Raw genomic sequence first — 23,557 nt, forward strand, 5'->3', positions numbered from 1 at the left:
TTAATTATTCAAATTATATTCAATTCTAGCTATTAAATCATTGTAGTGATTTTGAGTAGCCTTGTCCCCTTTCTTTCTTTTTCTTTTTAATAATTTTAAGATTCTTTCTAATTCAGCTCTCTTGTTTGAACCTACGTCTGATACCCTTGGTATATAAGAGAAATGTACATTTTTGAAGTTCTTACTTTTTAAGTTTGTTTCTTTAGTTTTCTTTAATAATATATTTCTATCTACTGTTAATACATCCACGTAATTTTTCTGGGTCATACGATCAAACATATCTATAGGTTTGTTATTAATCGTTTTCTTAAAAATAGCCTCGAAAAGTTCATTGAATAAGTACTCTTCTGTAAACACATCATTTTTGTCTGAAGCCAGTACTTTGTTCTCAATAATTCGCATTAATCTATCTGTTTCGATTAAACGATAAATCATATTTGTTTGATAAGCACGGTGCATGGAAATTGGAGAGTAAAAGCGTTCACCATCAGGAGCGTCTCTTACTGGATATACTTTGTGTATAAGATCTGGAGCAAACAACCATTTTTGTGGTAAAATTGTTTCTTTTATGATATAATCGAGTGCTTCTTTTTGTATTTTGGTTGGTACTGGAACGAAAGTGTTTTTACCATCTCCATGTATTGTGTTATTTATATATATACCCCCTATGTTTGCCATTACATGTCCGCTGTATAGTTGCCATTGATCAATCACCGCTTTATAAAGCTTTGCTGCCTTATAATAATCTTCTCCTTCTTCATACGTCCATTTAATAATGTTTGGAACTATTCTTCTTAAGTTCTCTAATCCATACTCACTTGCTTTCACAGCGTTATCACCTAAATCTTCACTTTGAGACCTTGGATCTATAATATTTCTTTGTTGTGGACCATAAAAATACATTGGATCGTTTTCATGCTTTCGTATCCATTGATTTAATATGGGCAACTCTTCATGAGGTGTTTTTATATCTAACCAACGATATCCCCAGTTGATTGCATACTTATCATACACTCCTATTTTTGGACTAATTTCGGTTACATTATCACCTGGTTGAGCTACATAATTATAGCGAGCATAATCCATAATAGATGGTGCTGTGCCTCCCATTTTCTTGGTAAAACTAGCTGACCTTAACGAGTCTACTGGATAACTAAAAGAAGCCCCCATATTATGTTTTAATCCAAAGGTATGCCCCACTTCATGAGAAGATACAAATCTAATAGATTCTCCCATTATTTTATCAGAAAAAATATTAGCTCTTGCTTCTGGGTTTATAGGTCCGGTTTGAACGCGAATCCATTGATGTAATCCTTTCATTAAATTATGCCACCAAATAATATCTGACTCTAAAATCTCCCCACTTCTTGGATCAACTATAGAAGGTCCCATAGCATTTTGTCTTTCAGAAGCTACATACGTTATTACCGAATAACGAACATCATCAATATCGAAATCTTTATCTTCTTTAGTAACCTCTTTTACAACTACTGCGTTTTTAAACCCAGCCTGCTCAAAAGCTTTATTCCAATCATATACTCCATTTTTTATGTATGGCACCCATTTTTTTGGTGTTGCTGGGTCTATATAATAAACAATTTGCTTTTTTGGTGTTACTAATTCTCCTTTTTTATATTTCTCTACATCTTTCTTTTTGGGCTCAAGCCTCCAACGTGTAATTAATTCACGATGTTCTACTTCATGCTGACTATCAGAATAATAATCCATAGGTTTACTAAAATATCCTATTCTTTTATCTCCAAAACGTGGTTTCATTATATTTGTTGGTAACAAAACTATATTGGTTGTAACTCCAATTGATTGCTGTAAAACTGGTCTGTTACCTTCTTTTACAGAAGTAGTAAAAAGCGATTTTACTACAATATTTTTAGAAAAAGTTTTTAACTCATCTATTTTAGATAGTTTTGTTTTTACACTTAGTAGTAAACCTAGATTAGAAAATAAATCATTAAAGCTCTTATCTTCGCCATTAAAAATTCTATTTACCTTTATAAACGCAGATGTTTTTTTCTCATTTTCCGACTCTATTTTAAAACCTTCTATAATAGACTCTCCAAAATTATTACGTACTGAACGAGTTATTGCATTATTTTTTGGAGAAGTTACTCTTGGATTAATTGTTTTTACCCACACTTTATTTAATAAGGTATCTTTATAAAACCTAATTAATTTAGTTTCATAGGCCATACCCTTGTTCAATCCGTACCCATTAAATTCATAAGGAACTTGAGATATTTTATTTACTATTAAAAAATCTTTTGAAAGCAATGAATCTGGGATTTCAAAGTAGATGTCTTCTTTTAATCTGTAAATATTAAACAGTCCCTCTTTTTTGTTTCCCTCTTTTTGTAATTTCTTGTACGAAACTTTACTAGTACTTTTAATAGTATCTGTTTTTTCTTCTTCTTTCTTTTGTGCTGCTACCATTGTGGTAAAAAACACCAAGAATAAACTAAGTACTTTTAAATTAATGTTCTTCATTTGAGAATGCCCCTTCATAAATTATGTTGTTATTAAGAAGAAACCAAATGTAGAAATGAAGATGTTTGATTAAAACTAAATGAGAGTGAAGTTGCTTTATAAAGGAGTGAATTTTATTATTTTGACAACAAAGGCATATAACATTTAAAATCTTCATTAAAAACCTCTGTCTTAAATGATTTTACGTTATAAAATGCGTAGAAATTACTTAAATACCCTAAGCCTACGCTATAACTTGCTTCTTTCTTATTTTTTCTTGGATTATAATTGTTACTTACTATTATCTGGTCTTCTTCAATTAAAACTTTAATAAAAAGAGGATTTTTTTTTGTTATTTCATTATGTTTAATAGCATTCTCAACCAATGTTTCTAATGCTAAAAAAGGAATTTTTTTTGATAAAGCTTTTCCTCCACTATTATCTACAACAGATAGATTTATACTATTACTAAATCTAATTTTTTGCAAAAAGAAGTATTGCTCTAAAAAATGTAATTCATCTTTTACTGTAGCCAAGTTTGCTTCTCTTTCTTTTAACAAATACCTATATACCTCTGAAAGTTTTAATACAAATTGCTGAGACATTTTTTTATCTACCCCTATTAAAACATGTAAAGAATTTAGGGTGTTGAATAGAAAATGAGGATTCAGCTTTTTTCGTAATTGACTTAATTGTAATCGTGCGTTTTTTTGTTGATATTGCTCGTTACTAATAGCCAATCGTTTTCTTTCTTGTTCGTACTGAAGCGTTTTTAAATATTGACTCCTTAGTTGACCTCGAGAAAAAGCTAATATTAACATAAAGGTTAGTAATGCCAACAAACTCATCCATAATAAATATTGTTTAATATCGTTAACAGATTCTCTGATTGAAATATTTAAAGGGAAACTTGTTATTAAAATTAACTCAGAGTTACCTACTTGTAACACATCATAATATCTTACCACTTCTAGGTTTAAATACTCTGATTTTACTGTTACTTTTATTGGCCCATTATTTTTCAATTCATTACTCTTCGTTTTTTTAATTATATTTTGGGGTGAAATAGTATTAAAAAATGTCTTTTCATATTTTCCAATGTAATTAGTATCTGGATGCAACATACAAACACCTGTTTTGTCTGTTACAATAACATACCCTCCATAAACACTATATTTTTGTGAAAAATAATTCCAATATTTTAATAAATTAATACTGTAGCCGTATACTATTGTAGTATTGCCTGATTGTTTTCTTACAATAATTTTCTGGTAATACGTAGTATCTTTTTGTGTTGATACTACTTCAAAAACCTGATTTTCTTTTTTTAATTTTCTAATCCCATGTAGGATTTCTTTTTCAAGTTTTTTTTCTCCTAAAAAAGAAGTATATACGGCCTCATTTTCTTTAAAAAAATAAATAAAACTAGCATCAATAATTTCCTCAGAAAAAGCTAGCTCGCTATTAAAAACCAATCGATTTTTAAGTTGCTCTCTCTTTAATACAGTACTGTTATCTATAATCTTTTCTGCTCCTGAAATAAACTTATCAAACTCGTTAAAATCAAATTGTAATATTCCTTTCTTCTCTCTTACGTTTTGAGTTGTTGCTTCTTCTACTAACCTCTCTGCTTCTGACGTAATTTTATTTGTTATTAATTCGTATCCAATAAAAAATAATATTATTAACGATACACTTACCAGCAGGTAGTATTGATGCTTTCTTTTTTTTAATGGAAACTTCATAAGAACTAATTATCCAACCATTTTTTAAACTCTTTAATTCTTTGAGCACTTACTAAAAGCATCTCTTCTACATTTAAGTTTGGTTGTAATTCTATTTTTATACGATTATTACTATATTTTGATATATTATTAATCGCTGAATGTTGAATAATATATTTTCTATTAATCTTGAAAAAGTATTTTTCAGATAGCTCTTCTTCTAAACTAGAAATTGTTCCATCATAAAGGTAACTTTCGTTATCAAAAGTAAACAAGAACAAGTACTTTCCTTGTGCCATAAAATAAGCGACTTCCTCTCTTTTAATAGAAATAGACAAACTTCCTTTTGACACCAAAAAGCGTTCTTTTTCTTTTTGATGCTGTATTTTACTGTTCATTTGTAACAATAATTGCTCAAGCTTATCAGTGTATCCTTTATTCTCATTAAGGTTTACATATTTTTCTATGGCTTTATTAAGTAGCTCTTCACTGTAGGGTTTTAATAAATAATCTATGGCAAAAAACTGAAATGATTTGATGGCATACTCATCAAAAGCTGTTGTAAAAATAATAGGAATTGAAATTTTCAACCTTTCAAAAATTTCAAAGCTATAACCATCTCCAAGGTGAATATCGCTTAAAATTAAATCGCAAGTGTTTTCTTTAAGCCAAAGAATTGAATCTTCTACACTTTCCAACCGCTTTTTTACAGAAATTGGATAAGGACTTTTCTGCAATAATTTTTCTAAAGAAGTTGCTGCTAAATCTTCATCTTCAATTATTACTACATCTAATATTTTCATTTACTTTATAGAGATTTAAGAGGGTTCTCCAAAAGTATTAAATTATTTTTATCTTTAACTAAAGGTTATGTTTATGCTAAAAACTATATTTGATTTCTTAACATTTTACAACACCCGTTTTGCTTTAATAAAAGCTCGTTTCCAATAATTCTCATGTAGCGAGGTTACTATTACTCCTCGTGATGTAGTTGAATGTATAAAACGAATATCTCCATTATCTACAGAAGTTACCAACCCTACATGATTTACTTTTCCTCTTTTTCTTGAGGTTTTAAAAAATAACAAATCTCCTCTTTGAACTTCTCGTAAAGAAATATTTTCTCCTTGTAAATACATTTGATGAGACGTTCTTGCGATAGGCATGTTTCGTTGTTTAAACGAAGTAAAAATCAATCCTGAACAATCCATTCCTCTTTTCGTCATGCCTCCAAAACGATATGGCACACCTTTATAAGTAACCGCTGTCCATACTATTTTATCTGCAACTGTAACTTTGCTTGATGATTTAGTTGTTGCTAATTGTGTGTTTTTCTTAACTTTTGTTACTTTTTTTGTTCTTGTTTGGTATGTAGTACTTACATTCTTTGATGATCCACAAGAAATCATTAAAAATGATACTATACATATAAATAAGATTTTTTTTATCATGCTTTTTTATTTTTTCACTCCTGCAACAATCAACTTCGCTGTTTTTTCAGAAGCTCCTTTTCCTCCTAATTTTTGTTCTAAATCAAAATATGACAAAAATAATTTCTGGCGATGTTCTAACTCTAAAATACGTGTTAGTTCGTACTGTAAATTTTCTTTGATAAAATCATTTTGTATCAACTCTTTTACCACTTCTCTATCCATTATTAAATTTACTAACGATATATATTTTAATGTTATTATTCGCTTAGCTATTTGATAAGAAATATTACTTCCTTTATAACACACTACCTGAGGTACTTTAAACAAAGCTGCCTCTAGTGTTGCTGTACCTGACGCAACCAAAGCAGCATGTGAAATACTTAACAAGTCATACGTTTTATTATTAATGAATTTCACATTGGCATCTCCAATAATTTCTTTGTAGAAATCATACGATTGACTTGGTGCTCCTGCCACTACAAACTGATATTGTGGAAAATCTTTTACCAATGAAAGCATTACTGATAACATTTTTGTTATTTCCTGCTTTCTACTTCCTGGTAACAGTGCTATAACCTCCTTATGCCCAAGGTCGTGTTCTTTTCTAAACTTTTCGATAGAAACTTGCTCTCTTCCTGCAATTCCATCAATTAAAGGATGCCCCACAAAACGAACATTATAATCATACTTTTTGTAAAACTCTTTTTCAAATGGAAGAATTACAAACATTTGGTCAATATCTCGTTTAATATCTTTTACTCTACCTGCTCTACTTGCCCAAACTTGAGGTGAAATATAATAGTTAGTTCTAAAACCTTGCTTTCTTGCCCACTTAGCTATACGAAGGTTAAAACCTGAGTTATCAATAAAAATTATTACATCAGGATTAAATTGAGCAATATCTTTTTTACAAAAAGAAATCATTCCTAAAATCTTTCGTAAATTCATCAACACCTCAACAAAGCCCATAAAAGCACGCTCTTTATAATGCTTAACAAGTGTACCGCCAACTTCTTGCATTAAGTCACCTCCCCAAAAACGAATGTCTGCTTTCGGATCTTCCTTTAACAAGGCCTTCATCAAATTAGCTCCGTGCAAATCACCTGAAGCCTCACCTACAAGAATGTAATATTTCATGTATTAAAATTAGAAAAACTTTAAATATGCTGTTAATAAAGCTACAGCAATTGTAGTTATTAACACTCCTCTTGCTCTGTAATCTTGTTTTTTCTTTAAAAACACCCAAAAAACAAATAAGTTAGGTATTGCTGCCAGAGCTATTACAGAACCTAATACCCCTCCTTCTCTTATTTTAGAAATCGTTTCTGAAATACTAAGTTCTGAAATGTACTCTAAATAAACAAAGAAGCCACAAGTAGTTGCCAACAAAGAGACTATGATTCCTATTAGTATTTCTTTTTTTATATGTCCCATGTATGTAACTTTTGAATTGCGTGATGTGCTGTCATATCAAATTGAACAGGCACTACCGATATAAAACCATTTTCTAACGCCCAAATATCAGTATCTTGTCCTTTATCTCTATTAATAAACTCTCCTGAAAGCCAATAGTACTCTTTGCCAAACGGACTTTTACGTTTATCAAACGTTTCTTTCCAATAACCATTCGCTTGTCTACATATACGAACTCCTTTAATTTCGTCTTCTTTTAACTTCGGAATGTTTACATTTAAAATTACTCCATCAGGTAATCCGTTTAATAAAACATTTAACGCTATTTTCTCTATAAACTTACGTGCAGCTCTAAAATCAGCATGCCAATCAAAATCTAATAAAGAAAAACCTATTGCTGGAATCCCTTCAATACCTGCTTCAACAGCAGCACTCATGGTTCCTGAATAAATTACATTGATGGATGAATTGGATCCGTGATTGATTCCTGAAACACATAAATCTGGTGTACGATTTAAGATTTCATTTTTTGCCATTTTAACACAATCTGCAGGCGTACCAGAACAACTGTACTCTATTTGTGGACCTTCATCAATGGTAATAGGATTACAATGTAACACATTATTCACCGTAATAGCATGCCCCATTCCACTTTGTGGGCTATCAGGAGCCACCACCACTACATCCCCTATTTTATTCATAATTTCAATCAACATACGAATACCAGGAGCCGTAATTCCGTCATCATTCGTAACTAAAATCAAAGGTCTATCTTGCATAGTAAGTAAGTTTTACAACAAATGTAATATAAAAAATGGATTCTTTTTTTAACATTTTGTAAAGACAAATTGGTTCATTTTATGTGTAAAATTGTGGTAATCAAACCCAAGCATTATGGTACGGATTATTGTTTATGTAACTATTTTTATAATTTCTTCTTTTTTTTCAATTATTTCAGCACAAAACGCCCCCACAATACCATGTAACGAAATAGGTTATACCCAATTTGATTTTTGGGTCGGAAATTGGAATGTTTATAACACTGAAGGAAAATTAATTGGTCACAATAATGTTATAAAAACGCCTAATGCCTGTGCTATTCAAGAAAATTGGGATTCAAAAACATCTAAGAATAAAGGGACTAGCTACAATTATTACAATAAGAAAGATAATACTTGGAATCAGGTTTGGATTGATAACACTGGTTTTTCATTAGTTTTAAAAGGTAGTTTTAAAGATAATTCTATGATTTTAAAAAGTGATCTTATAAAAAAAGATAAAGGCAATTATTACAATCAAGTTACTTGGACAAAAAACAAAGATGGTTCTGTAACTCAAGTTTGGAATCTTCTAAATGAAGACCATAAAAAGACTCAAGAAGTTTTTAGAGGCATTTATAAAAAGTAATAATGCTAAAAAATTGGCATTATTTTAGTAGCTTAGCAACACAACGACTCAACACAAATTAAAAAGACAGAAGATTTTATGAAGACGAAGTTTATTATACCATTTTTAGCAATCACACTTTTATTTTCTAATTCTGTTAGTTCTAATACAGTTCCTAACAACGATCCAGAAAAAGATCGTGTAATTGTTTACGTTTTAAAAAATATTTTAAGTCGATATCATTACGTTCAAAAAAAATTAAATGACGACTTTTCCGAACATGTATATAACACATTTATCGATGGACTTGATCCTAATAAACGTTATTTTACTCAAGAAGATTTAAAAGAATTCTCTCAATATAAATATCAAATTGACAATCAATTAAGAGACTCTAATATTGATTTTTACAAATTGGTGTATCAACGCTTTTTAGAAAAGATGGAGTCTGGTAAAAAGACCTATCGTTCCTTATTAAAACAGCCTTTTAATTATAAAAAGAAAGAGGTTATTGATGTTGATTATGATAAGGTTCCGTATGCTAAAAACGAAACTGAATTAATGAATTACTGGAGAAAGCAATTAAAATTATCTATTTTAAGTAACATTGAAGACGCCGAAAACCAGCAAAACGAAAAAGCTAAAAAGGATAAAAGTTTTAAAAAGAAAAGCTTTAAACAACTAGAGGCTGAAGCAAGAAAGAAAGTCCTAAAAAATATGGACGATTTATATATGCGTATCGGTGAACTTGAGAACTCTGATTGGTATTCTACTTTTTTAAACAGTGTAGTAAGCGGTTTTGATCCACATACAACCTATATGTCTCCTCGAATTAAAACACGTTTTGATCAAGAGATGTCTGGTAAATTAGAAGGTATTGGAGCTCGTTTGCAAAAAAAAGGAATTTACACCCATATTGTTGAATTAATTTCTGGAGGTCCAGCATGGAAACAAGGTGAATTAGAAGCTGACGATATTATTTTAAAAGTTGCACAAGGTGATGAAGAGCCTTTAGACATTGTTGGAATGCGTTTAGATGATGCCATAAAATTTATCAAAGGAAAAAAAGGAACTGAGGTACGTTTAACTGTAAAGAAAAAGATTGATGGTTCTATTAAAGTAATTCCAATTATTAGAGATGTAGTTGAGCTTGAAGAAACTTTTGTAAAATCAAGTATTGTTGAAAAGAATGGCAAAAAGTATGGGATTATTAATCTTCCTAGGTTTTATATAGATTTTAATGACTTAAGCCGTAGAGATGCTGCTAAAGACATGGAAAAAGAAATTGAGCGTTTAAAAGAAGAAGATGTTCAAGGTTTAATTGTTGATTTGCGTGACAACGGTGGTGGATCGTTAAAAACAGCTATTGAAATTGGTGGTTTATTCATTAACAAAGGACCAATTGTTCAAGTAAAATATCGTGGTGAAGATCCTTTAGTAAAAGTTGATACTGATCCAAAAATTCAATGGGAAGGACCTTTAGTAGTAATGGTAAATGAATTTTCTGCTTCAGCTTCTGAAATTTTTGCTGCTGCAATGCAAGACTATAAACGTGGTGTTATTATTGGTGGTAAACAAACGTATGGTAAAGGAACTGTACAAAATGTATTGCCTATTAACCGTTTTTATGAACAATATCCTAACGATTTAGGTGCTTTAAAAATGACCATTCAAAAGTTTTATAGAATTAATGGTGGTTCTACTCAAATTGAAGGAGTTTATTCTGATATTTCTTTACCTACCCGATATAGTTATATGGACTTTGGAGAACGTGATTTAGACGGTGCTTTGCCTTGGGATAAGGTACAACAAGCAAAATATACTGCTACGAATTCATACAGTAACTTTGCTGATGTAGTATACAACAGTAAGCAACGCGTAATGAATAACGAAAAGTTTAATAAAATAAATGACTATGCTAAATGGTTAAAGAAAAATCAAGACGAAAGAGTCTATTCTTTAAACTATGATGCTTTTAAAAAGGAAAGCGAAGCTAAAACAAAAGAAGGAGAACAGTTTAAAGATATTTTTAAATTTGATTCTCATCTAACTTTTGTCTCTCCTAAATATGAGTTAAATTTATTTAAAAAGGATACTGTTTTAGAAGAAAAAAGAGTTGCATGGCATAAAAACCTTCAGAAAGATATTTATGTAAATGAAGCGCTAAACGTTCTTAGCGAGTTGAAAATGAACGATAATCATGTAGCTGTAAAACATTAAAAAAAGGGTTCATTCGAACCCTTTTTCTTTCTACTCATTTTATGTTAAAGAACACTTTTTTAAACTTGTTGGCTACTTACTCAAACGATAATAGCTTCAATATTTTATTGTGGCAAGAAATAGAAGAGCATTATACCAGTAAAAAAAGACATTATCACACATTAGAACATCTTGAAAATTTACTTTTTCAATTAACTCCTATAAGAACCAAAATAAGTAGTTGGAACACAATTCTATTCACACTGTTTTATCACGATGTTATCTATAATTCTTTAAAAAACAACAATGAAGAAAAAAGTGCTGAGTTAGCTGTAAAAAGAATGAATCAACTTTCAATTCCCTATAAAGTTATAGAAAATTGTTTTTCACAGATTTTAGCCACTAAATCTCATAAAACATCTGAAAATTCGGACACCAACTACTTTACAGATGCTGATTTATCTATCTTAGGTCAAAGCTGGGAAGTATATACTCAATATTATAAAAATGTTCGAAAAGAATACGCTATTTATCCTAATATAATCTATAATTCAGGTCGTAAAAAAGCTTTACTGCATTTTTTAACAATGGAAAATATATTCAAAACAGAATACTTTTACCAAAAGTTTGAGGAAACAGCACGAAAAAATATTCAGAAAGAAATTGAACTATTATAATAGCTCAATTTTAACTACCAATCCTTCATTAGAACGAACATTAAACACTGTTTCATCCTCAAAAATTAAGTACTGTCCTTTAATTCCTACCAATTTACCTGTATACATTCCTTCTTTCTCTAAATTCAAACTTTTAGGCTTTTTAGGGAACTTTTCAACAGGAAAATTAATATTCGTTTCAGTATTATTCACTATGTAGTATTCTTTCGCTTCATCAGGAATAAACTCTTGTAATCGCTCACGCCACTCAACCAAGTTTTCATCCTTAATATCATTCTTTAGCATGGTTCTCCAATTCGTTTTATCTGCTACATGCTCTTTTAAAGCTACCTCGGTAATTCCTGCTAAATAACGATTCGGCACCTCTACTATTTCAATAGCTTCATGCGCTCCTTGATCTATCCAACGAGTGGGTACTTGTTGCTTTCTTGTCACTCCAACCTTTACATTACTTGAGTTTGCTAAATACACAATATGTGGCTGTAGCTGTACCCTTTTTTCATACTCCAAATCTCTATCTTCTTCTCCTAAGTGTGCTTTACTCAATTCAGGACGCATAATCCAATCTCCTGCAGTTGGAATTTCAAAAAAGCATTTTTTACAAAATCCTTGACGGTATATTTTCTTTTCTAAATGACAGTTTAAACACTCGTAAGTAACAAAACTTAAGGTTAATTCTTTATTCAATAACTGATTCATATTCAAAAAATCCACTCCCATATCTAAATAGTATTGAACTGTGTTTAAATTCTCGGTAGGCATTTTTTTTAAAACTCCTTGGTACTGCATGTCTTAAATTTTGTTACATTTAGCTTCACAAAATTACAGTAAAAAAATTGAATTAATAGTTAATCTATGACGTTTCCATTTATAAATTCAATCATCTCTTGGTTCTTAAAAAAGCGTAAACATCAAGTAGAGTTGTTTTTAAAGTATCCTATTGATGTTCAAAACGAGCTACTACTAAAGCTTGTAACTGCTGCTAAAAACACTGAATTTGGGAAACAACAAAACTTTTCTTCAATTAAAAGTTATACTGACTTTGCCAACAACGTTCCCATTCAACGTTATGAAAGTATTGAACCACTTATTGAGCGTTGTAGAAAAGGAGAGCAAAATTTATTTTGGCCTACACCTATACGTTGGTTTGCCAAATCAAGTGGTACTACCAATGCAAAAAGTAAATTTATTCCTGTAAGTGATGAAGCTATTGAATATTGTCACTTTAAAGCAGGAAAAGATATGTTATGCTTATATATCAATAACAATGAAAACGCAAAGCTTTTCACTGGTAAAGGACTCCGTTTAGGTGGTAGTTCTGCTGTATACGAAGACAACAACAGTTATTTTGGTGATTTATCGGCTATAATTATTGAAAACATGCCTTTTTGGGCAGATTTTAGCTCAGCTCCAAAGCAAGAAACTGCTTTAATGAGTGAGTGGGAAACAAAAATGGAAGCTATTATTAACGAAACCATTCATGAAAATATTACAAGCTTAGTTGGTGTTCCTTCTTGGATGTTAGTTTTATTAAATAGAGTATTAGAAAAAACAGGAAAGGATAATATTTTAGAAGTTTGGCCTAATTTGGAGGTTTATTTTCATGGAGGAATAAACTTTAACCCGTATAGAGAGCAGTATAAGAAACTCATTCCAAGAGACGATTTTAAATATTATGAAACCTATAATGCATCAGAAGGTTTTTTTGCTATTCAAGACCGAAATGATTCTGACGAAATGTTGTTAATGTTAGACTACGGAATTTTTTACGAGTTTATTCCAATGAGCGAATACAACGGAGAAAATTCTAAAGCAATTCCTCTTTCTGAAGTAAAAAAAGGCATTAATTATGCTATTATTATTACCACAAATGGTGGTTTATGGCGTTACTTAATAGGAGATACTGTTAAGTTTACCTCAACCAATCCTTATCGTATAAAAATTACTGGACGTACTAAGCATCATATCAATGTTTTTGGAGAAGAGTTAATTATTGAAAACGCTGAGGATGCTTTAAAAGTAGCGAGTGATAAAACCAACTGTGAAATTAAAGAATATACCGTTGGTCCTATTTTTATGAACGGTAAAGAAAATGGAGCCCATGAATGGGTTATTGAATTTAAAAAAGCTCCTGAAAACCTTACCTTTTTTACTGAAGAATTAGACGAAGCTTTAAAAAGCTGCAACTCTGACTATGAAGCTAAGCGTTATAATAATATGACTTTAGCAATGCCTAAGATACATCAAGCTCGTGAAGGCCTGTTTTATGACTGGATGAAGAAAAAAGGAAAATTAGGTGGACAACATAAAATTCCTCGTTTATCTAATAGTCGTGATTTTGTTGAAGAACTTTTAAAGCTATAGTTTACTATTCTGTTTTAATTTTAATAGGTAATTGGTACTTTGTTACTACTGGAATTTCTCTTTTGGTAGCGGGAGCAATTCTTGGTAATTTTTCTATTGCCAACTTTATTATACTATCTAATTCTGGTAATTGAGTCATAACAACACTAGAAGCAGTAACCTCAGTTAAAACAAATTTCCCTTCTTTATTAATTAGAATATCAATTAAAACTTCTTCATCTAAACTATTTTTAGTAACAAAATTATGTTGCTGTAAACTCGTCGTTATTCTTTTATGAATTTCTTTTCTAAAACAATTCGCTTTTGCTTTATCAAGTAGATCTTTACATTTATTAAAAGCAGGGTACTCATCTACTTTTGTAAAGTCAACTACTGTATCTACAACTTGTGAGTTATCTTTTTTTAAATATGAAAAGAAGTCGCAAGAAGAATATAGTAAAGCACAAAATAAAAAAGCTACACAACGAGAATTCATCTTATTGATTTTAAGATGAATATACAAAATTAAATACTATTGTAAAATCTCTCCTTGTAAGAAATAGTACTTTTTAATTTCTTTTATTCTTTCTTTTGCATATTTGGTTAAAACTGAATCTTTTCTTTCAAAACGATTTACGTAATTTTTGTAATATTTATAAGCTATTCGTTTATCCTTATAATAATCTTCACTAGTTTTAGCTAGTTGGTACAAGGCTTTATAATTTTTTCTATTCTCTTCAAAAGCTCTTTTATAAGACTTTACCTCTTCTTTTGGATTTCCTAATTTTTCGTACACTCTAGCTAATTGATAGTACTCAACATCTCGAGGCTCTTTACCCGCAAAAGTTGCCACCATATAATCTAGCTGGGCTTTATAAAACTTTTTCTTTTCAAAATTGATGTCTCCTAAATAGGTATACGCTTTAAAATCTGATCTATCAATTCTTATAGCTTTATTAAAGTACTTTTTTGCTTCGTCATATTTCTTTAGATTGAAAAAACAACGCCCTAGCATTTTCTGTGTGTAATGTTCGTTGGGAGCTATAGTATCTATTCTTTGTAAATATTGAATGGCTTCAGTAAACTTCTCTTCTCTATATAAATTATTAATTTTCAACTTATTTAAGTTCATATGATTTGGGTTCACTACCAAGCCTTTATTTATAAAAATGTTTGCTGAATCTTTATCTCTTAATGAAGTGTAGGCTAATGCTAAGTGGTGAATAGACTTGATATGAGTTGTATCATTTTTATAAGCTTCTAAAAAACTATTTATTTTTAGATTTCTTTTTTTTAACATTCCATAAGCAACTCCCAATCGGTAATAATAATTTGCATTTGTACTATCTTGTTTAATGATATTTTTAAAAGTATCGATTGCTTTTGCAGGTTGCTTGGTTTGTGTATACAATTTTCCTAATTGATACTTAATGAGTAAATTTTCAGCATCATCATTTATAATACCTTCATAAACATCAATAGCTTTTTGTAGTTTATTCTCTTTTTTATAAGCTTTTGCTAACTTTATTTTTACTGAATAATCATCTTTTAACTCCAATGCTTTTTCGTAATATATAGAAGCTTTTTTATAATCATCAATTGAAGCGTAAATAGATGCTACTTTTGAGGTTGATTGAAAAGTAGTATCTAACTCATGTAACTTTGTTAATGCTGTTTGGTAACGTCCTATATTCACTAAACTATCAATAGTTTTAAAAGTCGAAACTTGTGCCTCGACTTTTAAAATTCCTATTACAAAAACAATAAGTAAAATTTTATTTCTCACGTTTCTATTTTTGGTATTGTTCATAAGTTATCTAAGCTGGCAATATAGTTAATTATACATTAAAATGTGATAGGCAATACAAACCCAGTTCTTACAATTTTACCATTCTTTTCTCCTGGTTTCATTTGAGGTAATTTTTTTAGCATATCAATTGTGTGTGTTTTTAACTCTGGATGCGGTGCACGAACTTTAAAACCAAATACTCTCCCATCTATTCCAATTTTAAACAAAGCATAGATTCTTTTTTTTCCAGAAATCTCCTTTATTGAGTCTGCTAACTTTACATTAAAATTCTTTTTCACAAACTTCATCATACTTAAATTAAAACATTTTCTATCACCTTCTTCACAACCAGGAAATGTTGGAGCTTTATCCAAACTAGAAAATGGTACATCTTCCACTTCACTCATGTTTTCTTTTATAATATTCTTACTTCTCTTCTCACTAAGTTTTACACTTGAGCACGCAGTATATAAAATCATACTTCCTAGTAATGGAATTAGCAGCAAATACTTTAGTTGTTTTACTTTTTTTGATTGTGTTTTCGTCATCATAATAATTCGTTTTTTGATTAATGAATGTTTATAAAATTGATTAATGAATGAAATATGCTCGACCTGAAAAATATCAGCGAGTAAATGGTTGATATAATTTTCTTTTTTATCTGATTTGCTGGCTACAGCATCTGAAATATATTCATGAACTAACGATATACGATTCTGATACACATACACCATTGGATTAAACCACATAATTATTTTCAAAAACTCAAAAAACAACAAATCTAATGTGTGTTTCTGTTCGCTATGTACTAATTCGTGCTGAATAATTTTTTCTTGTTTTGACGATGGAATATCCTTTCCTAAAAAAATATAATTGAAGAATGAAAACGCCTTCGTTTCTTTTGGCAATAAAACCAACTTATAATTTTCTTTTCTAGCAACGCCATATTGTAAAACTAATCGAATAATCCGTTCTAACTTCACTAAAAACACTACAAAAAACAATAAACACCCAATCCAAAATAGTACATCTAAATAATTGAAAGATTGATACCATGCCGCTTTTTCAATCACTTTTTGAGGTGATAACACTACCTCTGGCAACAAAGTGTAATATTCTTGAGGAATAACTTCTTGAACTGTCGAAATTTTAAATAAAGGCAACACAAAAGAAAACAATGTTGTACTTAACAAGTACCATCTATTTTTTGTAAAAAATGTTTCTTTACTCAAAAAGAAATCATAAACCATTACAAAAAGTACTTGAAATAGTATGACTTGTATAATATAGTTTATCATGACTTCTTATTTTTATTCACCTCTTTTAAAATACTCTCTAGTTCTTGAATATCCATTTTGTTTTCTTTCATAAAAAACGACACCATGCTCTTGAACGAACCTCCAAAATAGCCATTCATTAACTTATGTAAACTTTCATTACTATACTCAGACTTTTCTACCAATGGATAGTAAATATATCCCCTACCTTTTGACTCGTGCCCCACAAACTCTTTGGTCTCCAAAATCCTTATAATAGTTGAGACAGTATTATATGCTGGTTTTGGCTCAGGTAATTCAGTTATTACTTCTTTTACTGAAGCTTTTTTTAACTTCCATAATACCTGCATTATTTGCTCTTCTGCCTTCGTTAATTGTTTACTCATGATATCTTTTTATAAATATTTCTGAAACAAATATAACTAAAAAATTAGTTTAAACTATTTTTTTAGTTGATAAATATGTAACAAAGCTTTTATATCTTCGTCTTATCAATAAAAAGGTTAATGGATATATTTTTAGTAATACTCGGTTTTGTATTTGCTTGTTTAGGAATTATTGGTTCATTTTTACCAGTATTACCAGGCCCTATTACTAGCTGGGTAGGTTTGTTATTATTACATTTAACAAAAGCTGTTCCTCAAAACTGGACATTTTTGGGAATCACTTTAGCTATTGCTGTCATTATCTTTTTTCTTGACTACTTTATCCCTGCTATGGGAACTAAACGTTTTGGCGGCACCAAATATGGAGTATATGGCACTACTATCGGATTAATTATTGGACTACTCTCTCCTATTCCTTTCGGAATTTTAATTGGCGCTTTTGTAGGTGCTTTGGTTGGTGAATTGATTTATGATAGCAAAGACACTAACAGAGCAATCAAGGCATCATTTGGTGCTTTTTTAGGTTTTTTAGCTTCTGCAACCATTAAATTTTCAATTTCTATGGTATTCTTAGTGCTGTTTTTTGTTAAGTTTTGGGAGTATAAAGGTGCTTTCTTTTAGGAATAAGCTCGCTATATTTAGCTTTTTACTTCCAATCATGAGATTCCTCCTCGTACTTCGTTCGGAATGACAGGTATTCATTATTTAAGAAGTCAGCAATTACACTTAATCCCCAGATTAAAGCATTTGTTTAAGCTCCTCGAAGAGAGCGAGTGCGGAAAGCGGGAAATAGCTTCAAAATAAACGTAAATAAAATGCAAAAAAAAAGCAACCCATCTAAGGGAAGCTTTCCATTGGTTAACAAAACCATGATACTATTTAAAGTATCTAACAACACAACTAAATACTGTCCTTTTAAAATTAGACAGCCTGCAAATATACATTCTTTTTAGAAACTCACAAATAAAAAATAACTTTTTTATAAAATCTATGTGATACTACCGTTGTCTAATTTTGTAATTGATTGTATCTTTGCACCTTTAAATTAAAATTACTTAAAAATTAAGTCAATGCAATTATCAGAACAAGAAGTTGTACGTAGAGAAAAACTATCAAAATTACGTGAACTGGGTATCAATCCATATCCAGCAGATTTATTTCCATTCAATTCAAATTCCAAACAGATTAAACAGGAGTTTAAGGAAGGTAAGAAGGTAGTTATTGCTGGTAGGTTAATGTCTCGTCGTATTCAAGGAAAAGCTTCTTTTGCTGAATTGCAAGATAGTGAAGGACGTATTCAAGTATACTTTAACAGAGATGAAATTTGTACTGGTGAGGACAAAACTTTGTACAACGAAGTATACAAAAAGTTATTAGATATTGGTGACTTTGTAGGTATTGAAGGAGAGTTGTTTAAAACTCAAGTTGGAGAAATCACCGTGATGGTAAAAGATTTTAAATTATTAAGTAAGTCTTTAAAGCCATTACCATTACCTAAAGTAGACGCTGAAGGAAATACCTTTGACGGTTTTACAGATCCTGAAATGCGTTACCGTCAGCGTTATGCTGATTTAGTTGTGAATCCACAGGTAAAAGAGGTTTTTGTAAAGCGTACAAAATTATTCAATGCGATGCGTCAGTTTTTTAACGATGCAGGATATTTTGAAGTAGAAACGCCAATTTTACAACCAATACCAGGTGGTGCTGCTGCAAGACCATTTATTACACATCACAACGCATTAGACATTCCGTTATACATGCGTATTGCGAATGAGTTATACTTAAAGCGTTTGATTGTTGGTGGTTTTGACGGTGTATATGAGTTTTCTAAAAACTTCCGTAATGAAGGAATGGACAGAACACACAACCCAGAATTTACGGCAATGGAAATTTATGTAGCTTACAAAGACTACAACTGGATGATGGAATTCACTGAAAAATTATTAGAGCACTGTGCTTTAGCAGTAAACGGAACTACCGAAGCTACTTTTGGAGAGCATAAGGTAGATTTTAAAGCTCCGTATGCACGTGTTACGATGGCAGATTCTATCAAACACTTTACTGGTTTTGACATCAAAGGAAAATCGGAAGATGAAATTCGTAAAGCTGCTCAAGACATGGGTATCGAAGTAGATGACACCATGGGTAAAGGAAAATTAATTGATGAGATTTTTGGTGAAAAATGTGAAGGAAACTACATTCAACCAACATTTATTACCGATTATCCAAAAGAAATGTCTCCATTGTGTAAAGAACACCGTGACAATCCTGAATTAACTGAACGTTTTGAGTTAATGGTATGTGGTAAAGAAATTGCCAATGCATACTCTGAATTAAACGACCCTATCGATCAACGTGAGCGTTTTGAAGCACAATTAAAATTAGCTGAACGTGGTGATGATGAAGCAGGAGAATTTATCGATCAAGACTTCTTACGTGCGTTAGAGTATGGTATGCCTCCTACTTCTGGATTAGGAATTGGAATGGACCGTTTAATTATGTATTTAACGAACAATCCTTCAATTCAAGAAGTGTTATTCTTCCCACAGATGAAACCTGAAAAGAAAGCTCCTACAGTTGAATTAAACGACGATGAAAAAGCTGTATTAACTTTATTAGAAAAAGCTGAAAGAATAGGTTTAAATGAGTTAAAAACTCAAAGTGGTTTATCTAATAAAAAGTGGGACAAAACTATTAAAGGACTAACTAAAAACAGTCTTGCTAAAGTTGAAAAAACAGCGGAAGGTTTATTTGTAGAAATTGTATAAGTTATTTCTGAAACTTAATATAATTAAAAAGCAATCTTACTTCGGCTACGCTCAGTAACCAGTAAGGTTGTTTTTTTTGTTTGATATTTCTACCATTTTAAATAACTTAGCTACTAACGGATATGAGTTATCAAATTGAACTCATATTATCAATAGCATTACTGTGTACAATATAAAAATGAAAAATCCCTATAAGAAACATCTTGATATTTTTTTTGAAACAATAACAGATTTCAAACATACAGCAAATAGAATGAATAAAGTTCTATTACAAGATGTTGAGAAGTACACAACTGAACAGGCTAAGTTTATTTCAGGAACATCTCTTATAATAGGTGATTGGACTGGACCAACTGATAATGGGTGGAAAATAAATTTTCATACTGGAATTACAAAATCAACATTTAAAGAAAACTACGCTTTAGAGGTTGAAAAAGTACTATCTAGAGAATTTGGACTAGCATTCTCACAATGTTATGAAGCTTTTGAAACTCTTTTAAAAGATTTTATTTATTTGAAAATACAAACTGATAAAAATTTCAGAGAAAAATTAAAATCCGATAAAGATTACTCAAGGGAAAAGTTAAAAGGAGGTGAAGACATTTTTAAGCTAATAAAAAAAGCTTGTGGAAAAAGATTTGTTAAATATTCTAAGGAAAATAATAACAACTTCAAGCTCAGCGAACTTTTCAAAATAATTTCAGAACTTAGGCATTCTATTACTCATTCAAAAGGAAAACTAAAAACCTCTAAAATCCCAAATGACAAATATTACAAATCTCTTTTTGAGCATTTGTTACCATTAAACAAGCTCGAAAATGAATCAATACAATTAAATTTTGATTACAAAACTTTTGACAGACTCATAATATACTTATCTGAGTTTGGGTTTCAAATCTATAAAATGTTGAGCTTAGAGGATAATTATGAATGGAGAATATAAAACTATATAACTCCCCAATTATAATAAATTAAATCTAGTTCAAATCTACTCTAAATCCTTATCTAAAATTATTAACTTATACTTATTAACCGTCTGTTATATGAGACCAGCTATTAAACTCTTTTAAACTCAAAGTTTTTTCATATCTTTAAAGAGCTATGAAAAAATTGTTAGAGTATCCTCCTTTTCACTTTTTGTTGTGCCTTATTATTGGTATAACACTTCAGTTTTACACACAGGTTTGGCTGTATAACTTTATATACTTGTTCTATTCTTTAATAGGGTTTCTTGTCATTCTTTATTTCTTAAAAAGAACTCAAGCGCGAAAAGCTTTTAGTATAGTCACATTATTGTTCTTTGTTTTTATCGGGGTTAGCACCACCTATATTCACAATCCAAAGAATTATGTAAGCCATTATAAACATCAATTAACTAAGAATTCTACTTATATACTTGATATACAAAAAGTATTAAAACCAGGGAACTACTATACAAAATATGTAGTTAAAGTTTCACAAGTAGATTCTACTAAAACCACTGGATATATTCTTCTAAATATTCAAAAGGACAGTTTATCACCTATATTAAAGGTGGGTAATCGAATATTTATCAAAACTCCTTTTAAAGAATTAATTCCGCCGTTAAATCCACATCAATTTGATTACAAACAGTATTTAGCAAAACAGTATGTTTATCATCAAGTATTTATAGATGATCATCAATTCAAAAAACTTGAAAACTCAAAGCTTTCTTTAATCAGTTTATCTGCTCATATTAGAGGTAAAATACAAGCTTCCTTAAAAAAGTATCATTTTACAAACGATGAATTTGCTGTGATTAATGCTCTATTGCTTGGTCAACGTCAAGAAATTTCAAAAGAGTTATTAGAAAGCTACACCAACGCAGGCGCTATTCATATTCTTGCCATTTCAGGACTCCACGTAGGAATTTTATTATTACTACTCTCCTATCTACTTAAACCTTTAGAAAACCTTCCGCATGGAACAATCATTAAAGTCGTTTGTGTTATCTTCTTACTTTGGTCATTTGCTTTTATAGCTGGTTTATCTGCCTCAGTAGTTAGAGCAGTAACTATGTTTACTTTTGTAGCTATCGGGTTATCCTTTAAACGAAAAAAGGTTATTGAGTTTTCTTTAATAAGCTCCATGCTATTTTTACTTTTAATAAAACCGATGTTTTTATTTGATGTTGGGTTTCAATTAAGTTATTTAGCAGTTTTTGGTATTGTTTGGGTACAACCTTTACTTTACAGTATTTGGACACCTAAATTACGATTTCTCGACAAAGGCTGGCAATTATTTACAGTTTCTATAGCTGCACAAGCAGGAATTTTACCAATTAGCTTGTATTACTTTCATCAGTTTCCAGGGTTGTTTATCCTATCTAACTTAATTATCATTCCTTTTTTAGGTACAATTTTGTTTGGTGGAATTGTAATTATTATACTAGCAACGTTTAATATATTGCCTCAATTCTTGGCGAATATATATGGATCAATTATTTCTTTGATGAATTATTTTGTTAGTTGGGTTTCGAAACAAGAAGTGTTTTTATTGAAAGAACTTTCTCTGTCTTTTGAAGCAATGATAGCTTGGTACATATTCATTATTTTCTTATTTCAACTTTGGTTTCGTAAAACCTATAATAATATTGTACTCTTTTTAACTTCAACTATTATTTTACAAGGGGTTTATTTATATGAAAAAAGCCAGCGAGTAAACAAAAGTGAATTTATTGTATTTCATAAAAGTAGGTATTCAATTTTAGGAGAAAGAAACAGGAACGAGCTTAACGTTTTTAGTTCACTAAATGACTCTATTCTTCTGCAAGAAAAAATTTTACAATCTTACAGAGTTGCTCAAGGCATTATTTCTAAAAATATTGATTCGATATCATACATTGCTTCTTTCAGTAACAAACAAATTTTAATTGTAGATAGTTTAGGGATGTATCAAATAAAAAAACTTAAAAACCCAATAGTGGTTTTAAAAAATAACCCAAAAATAAATTTAAGCAGACTTATTTTTTGGCTAAAACCAAAGCAAATCATTGCTGATGGAAGTAATTACAAATCGTACATTAACGGGTGGAAAGAAACTTGTTATAAACAAAAAACACCATTTTGGTATACTGGTCAAAATGGTGCTTATATTATAAAAGAATAAGTTTTTACATGGCACTTTTAAAGTTCTTTTCAAACTCTGTCCAAGGTGTATTTTTATAATTATCTTTGTTAAAATACGCCAGTATTTTCTCAAATCTTTTTTCTTCTAAGTAGCCAGGTACGTTTTGTAATAATTGCTTATCAGTATTAAAAAAAGCTGTTGAAGGATAACTTAATTGTCCTTTCATAATAGCAGCCGCTAACTCGTGATAACCTCTTCTTCCCTGAGACTGGTATTTAAAGGTTTTTCCTTGAAATGTAATATCATGTTTAGCTTCTCCGTTTAACTTTACTGGGTAATAGTGTGTATTGATATACTCAACAATTACTTTGTTTTTGTAAGTGGTTTTATCCATCTTTTTACACCAACCACACCAATCGGTGTAAATATCTACTAAAATTGGTTTAGGGTCTTTCTCACTCATTTCCATCGCTTCTTCAAAGCTTAACCAATTTACCTTGTCTTGTGCCTTTACTCCATATGAAATAAAGGTTAAAACTACTATTAATATTATTTTTTTCATACTCTTTAAGTCTCAATAAGTGTTCCAAA

General features: G+C 30.3%; 21 protein-coding genes. 8 read left to right on the forward strand and 13 right to left on the reverse strand.

The genetic code is table 11. The annotated features are described in order from the left end of the window. The 7 genes from NH341_RS15075 to surE form a co-directional block, all read right to left on the reverse strand. Positions 1 to 2,520: a zinc-dependent metalloprotease gene (locus NH341_RS15075; RefSeq protein WP_253057448.1), complete on the reverse strand. Its 2,520-nt coding sequence runs from the start codon at positions 2,518 to 2,520 to the stop codon at positions 1 to 3. 98 nt (positions 2,521 to 2,618) lie between these two features. After that, positions 2,619 to 4,226: a sensor histidine kinase gene (locus NH341_RS15080; RefSeq protein ID WP_253057450.1), complete on the reverse strand. Its 1,608-nt coding sequence runs from the start codon at positions 4,224 to 4,226 to the stop codon at positions 2,619 to 2,621. A gap of 5 nt (positions 4,227 to 4,231) precedes the next feature. Then, positions 4,232 to 5,008 carry a LytTR family DNA-binding domain-containing protein gene (locus NH341_RS15085; protein ID WP_253057452.1) on the reverse strand — a complete coding sequence of 259 codons (777 nt, stop codon included), beginning with the start codon at positions 5,006 to 5,008 and terminating at the stop codon, positions 4,232 to 4,234. 105 nt (positions 5,009 to 5,113) lie between these two features. Then, the gene (locus NH341_RS15090) at positions 5,114 to 5,656 is read right to left on the reverse strand and encodes a C40 family peptidase (RefSeq protein WP_047790528.1); all 543 of its coding nucleotides are present in this window, start codon (positions 5,654 to 5,656) and stop codon (positions 5,114 to 5,116) included. 6 nt (positions 5,657 to 5,662) lie between these two features. After that, positions 5,663 to 6,775, reverse strand: a complete 1,113-nt coding sequence (lpxB, locus tag NH341_RS15095) for a lipid-A-disaccharide synthase (RefSeq protein WP_253057454.1) — start codon at positions 6,773 to 6,775, stop codon at positions 5,663 to 5,665. Between the two features lie 9 nt (positions 6,776 to 6,784). Next, complete coding sequence (locus NH341_RS15100) at positions 6,785 to 7,072, reverse strand: hypothetical protein (RefSeq protein WP_073184398.1); 288 nt, start codon at positions 7,070 to 7,072, stop codon at positions 6,785 to 6,787. Continuing rightward, on the reverse strand, positions 7,060 to 7,830 hold the full coding sequence (surE, locus tag NH341_RS15105; RefSeq protein WP_047790531.1) for a 5'/3'-nucleotidase SurE: 771 nt from the start codon (positions 7,828 to 7,830) through the stop codon (positions 7,060 to 7,062). Before surE ends, NH341_RS15100 begins: the two co-directional genes overlap by 13 nt. A 115-nt stretch (positions 7,831 to 7,945) precedes the next feature. Here surE and NH341_RS15110 point away from each other — a divergent pair, with 115 nt between their 5' ends. The 3 genes from NH341_RS15110 to NH341_RS15120 all read left to right on the forward strand — a co-directional run bounded on the left by NH341_RS15110 (position 7,946) and on the right by NH341_RS15120 (position 11,313). After that, entirely contained in the window at positions 7,946 to 8,458 is a 513-nt protein-coding gene (locus NH341_RS15110) for a hypothetical protein (protein ID WP_053056772.1), read from the forward strand. A gap of 78 nt (positions 8,459 to 8,536) precedes the next feature. Further along, positions 8,537 to 10,657 (forward strand): carboxy terminal-processing peptidase, encoded by a 2,121-nt coding sequence (locus tag NH341_RS15115; RefSeq protein WP_239178768.1) that lies wholly within the window; start codon positions 8,537 to 8,539, stop codon positions 10,655 to 10,657. A gap of 41 nt (positions 10,658 to 10,698) precedes the next feature. Next, positions 10,699 to 11,313, forward strand: a complete 615-nt coding sequence (locus NH341_RS15120) for a hypothetical protein (protein ID WP_253057455.1) — start codon at positions 10,699 to 10,701, stop codon at positions 11,311 to 11,313. Here the strand turns inward: NH341_RS15120 and NH341_RS15125 are convergent. After that, complete coding sequence (locus tag NH341_RS15125; protein ID WP_253057456.1) at positions 11,308 to 12,102, reverse strand: DUF2797 domain-containing protein; 795 nt, start codon at positions 12,100 to 12,102, stop codon at positions 11,308 to 11,310. The two genes, NH341_RS15120 and NH341_RS15125, sit on opposite strands and share 6 nt — an antisense overlap. 66 nt (positions 12,103 to 12,168) lie before the next feature. Between NH341_RS15125 and NH341_RS15130 the strand changes: the two genes are divergently transcribed. Beyond that, positions 12,169 to 13,677, forward strand: coding sequence for a GH3 auxin-responsive promoter family protein (locus NH341_RS15130; RefSeq protein ID WP_047790535.1), 1,509 nt, complete (start codon positions 12,169 to 12,171; stop codon positions 13,675 to 13,677). Between the two features lie 4 nt (positions 13,678 to 13,681). On the opposite strand, the gene NH341_RS15135 is transcribed toward NH341_RS15130, so the two are convergent. From NH341_RS15135 to NH341_RS15150, 4 genes are read right to left on the reverse strand one after another with little or no spacing between them, the layout of a single operon-like run. Further along, a complete protein-coding gene (locus NH341_RS15135; RefSeq protein WP_073184394.1) occupies positions 13,682 to 14,152 on the reverse strand; it encodes a hypothetical protein in 471 nt (156 codons plus the stop codon). A 36-nt stretch (positions 14,153 to 14,188) separates the two neighbouring features. Continuing rightward, the gene (locus tag NH341_RS15140; protein WP_253057457.1) at positions 14,189 to 15,442 is read right to left on the reverse strand and encodes a tetratricopeptide repeat protein; all 1,254 of its coding nucleotides are present in this window, start codon (positions 15,440 to 15,442) and stop codon (positions 14,189 to 14,191) included. A 59-nt stretch (positions 15,443 to 15,501) separates the two neighbouring features. After that, on the reverse strand, positions 15,502 to 16,743 hold the full coding sequence (locus NH341_RS15145; protein ID WP_159494835.1) for a M56 family metallopeptidase: 1,242 nt from the start codon (positions 16,741 to 16,743) through the stop codon (positions 15,502 to 15,504). Further along, positions 16,740 to 17,108: a BlaI/MecI/CopY family transcriptional regulator gene (locus tag NH341_RS15150; RefSeq protein WP_073184392.1), complete on the reverse strand. Its 369-nt coding sequence runs from the start codon at positions 17,106 to 17,108 to the stop codon at positions 16,740 to 16,742. Before NH341_RS15150 ends, NH341_RS15145 begins: the two co-directional genes overlap by 4 nt. Positions 17,109 to 17,228: 120 nt before the next feature. Between NH341_RS15150 and NH341_RS15155 the strand changes: the two genes are divergently transcribed. From NH341_RS15155 to NH341_RS15170, 4 genes are all read left to right on the forward strand, one after another. Next, positions 17,229 to 17,729 (forward strand): DUF456 domain-containing protein, encoded by a 501-nt coding sequence (locus NH341_RS15155; protein WP_047790539.1) that lies wholly within the window; start codon positions 17,229 to 17,231, stop codon positions 17,727 to 17,729. A 449-nt stretch (positions 17,730 to 18,178) separates the two neighbouring features. Next, positions 18,179 to 19,876: a lysine--tRNA ligase gene (gene lysS, locus NH341_RS15160; RefSeq protein WP_159494834.1), complete on the forward strand. Its 1,698-nt coding sequence runs from the start codon at positions 18,179 to 18,181 to the stop codon at positions 19,874 to 19,876. A gap of 178 nt (positions 19,877 to 20,054) precedes the next feature. Continuing rightward, positions 20,055 to 20,819, forward strand: coding sequence for a hypothetical protein (locus tag NH341_RS15165; protein ID WP_159494833.1), 765 nt, complete (start codon positions 20,055 to 20,057; stop codon positions 20,817 to 20,819). Positions 20,820 to 20,977: 158 nt separating this feature from the next. After that, complete coding sequence (locus NH341_RS15170; RefSeq protein WP_159494832.1) at positions 20,978 to 23,005, forward strand: ComEC/Rec2 family competence protein; 2,028 nt, start codon at positions 20,978 to 20,980, stop codon at positions 23,003 to 23,005. Between the two features lie 4 nt (positions 23,006 to 23,009). Here the strand turns inward: NH341_RS15170 and NH341_RS15175 are convergent, their stop codons facing one another. Further along, positions 23,010 to 23,528 carry a DUF255 domain-containing protein gene (locus NH341_RS15175; RefSeq protein ID WP_047790542.1) on the reverse strand — a complete coding sequence of 173 codons (519 nt, stop codon included), beginning with the start codon at positions 23,526 to 23,528 and terminating at the stop codon, positions 23,010 to 23,012. Between the last annotated feature and the right edge of the window lie 29 nt (positions 23,529 to 23,557).

Source organism: Tenacibaculum sp. XPcli2-G (assembly GCF_024124505.1).
GTDB lineage: Bacteria > Bacteroidota > Bacteroidia > Flavobacteriales > Flavobacteriaceae > Polaribacter > Polaribacter mesophilus.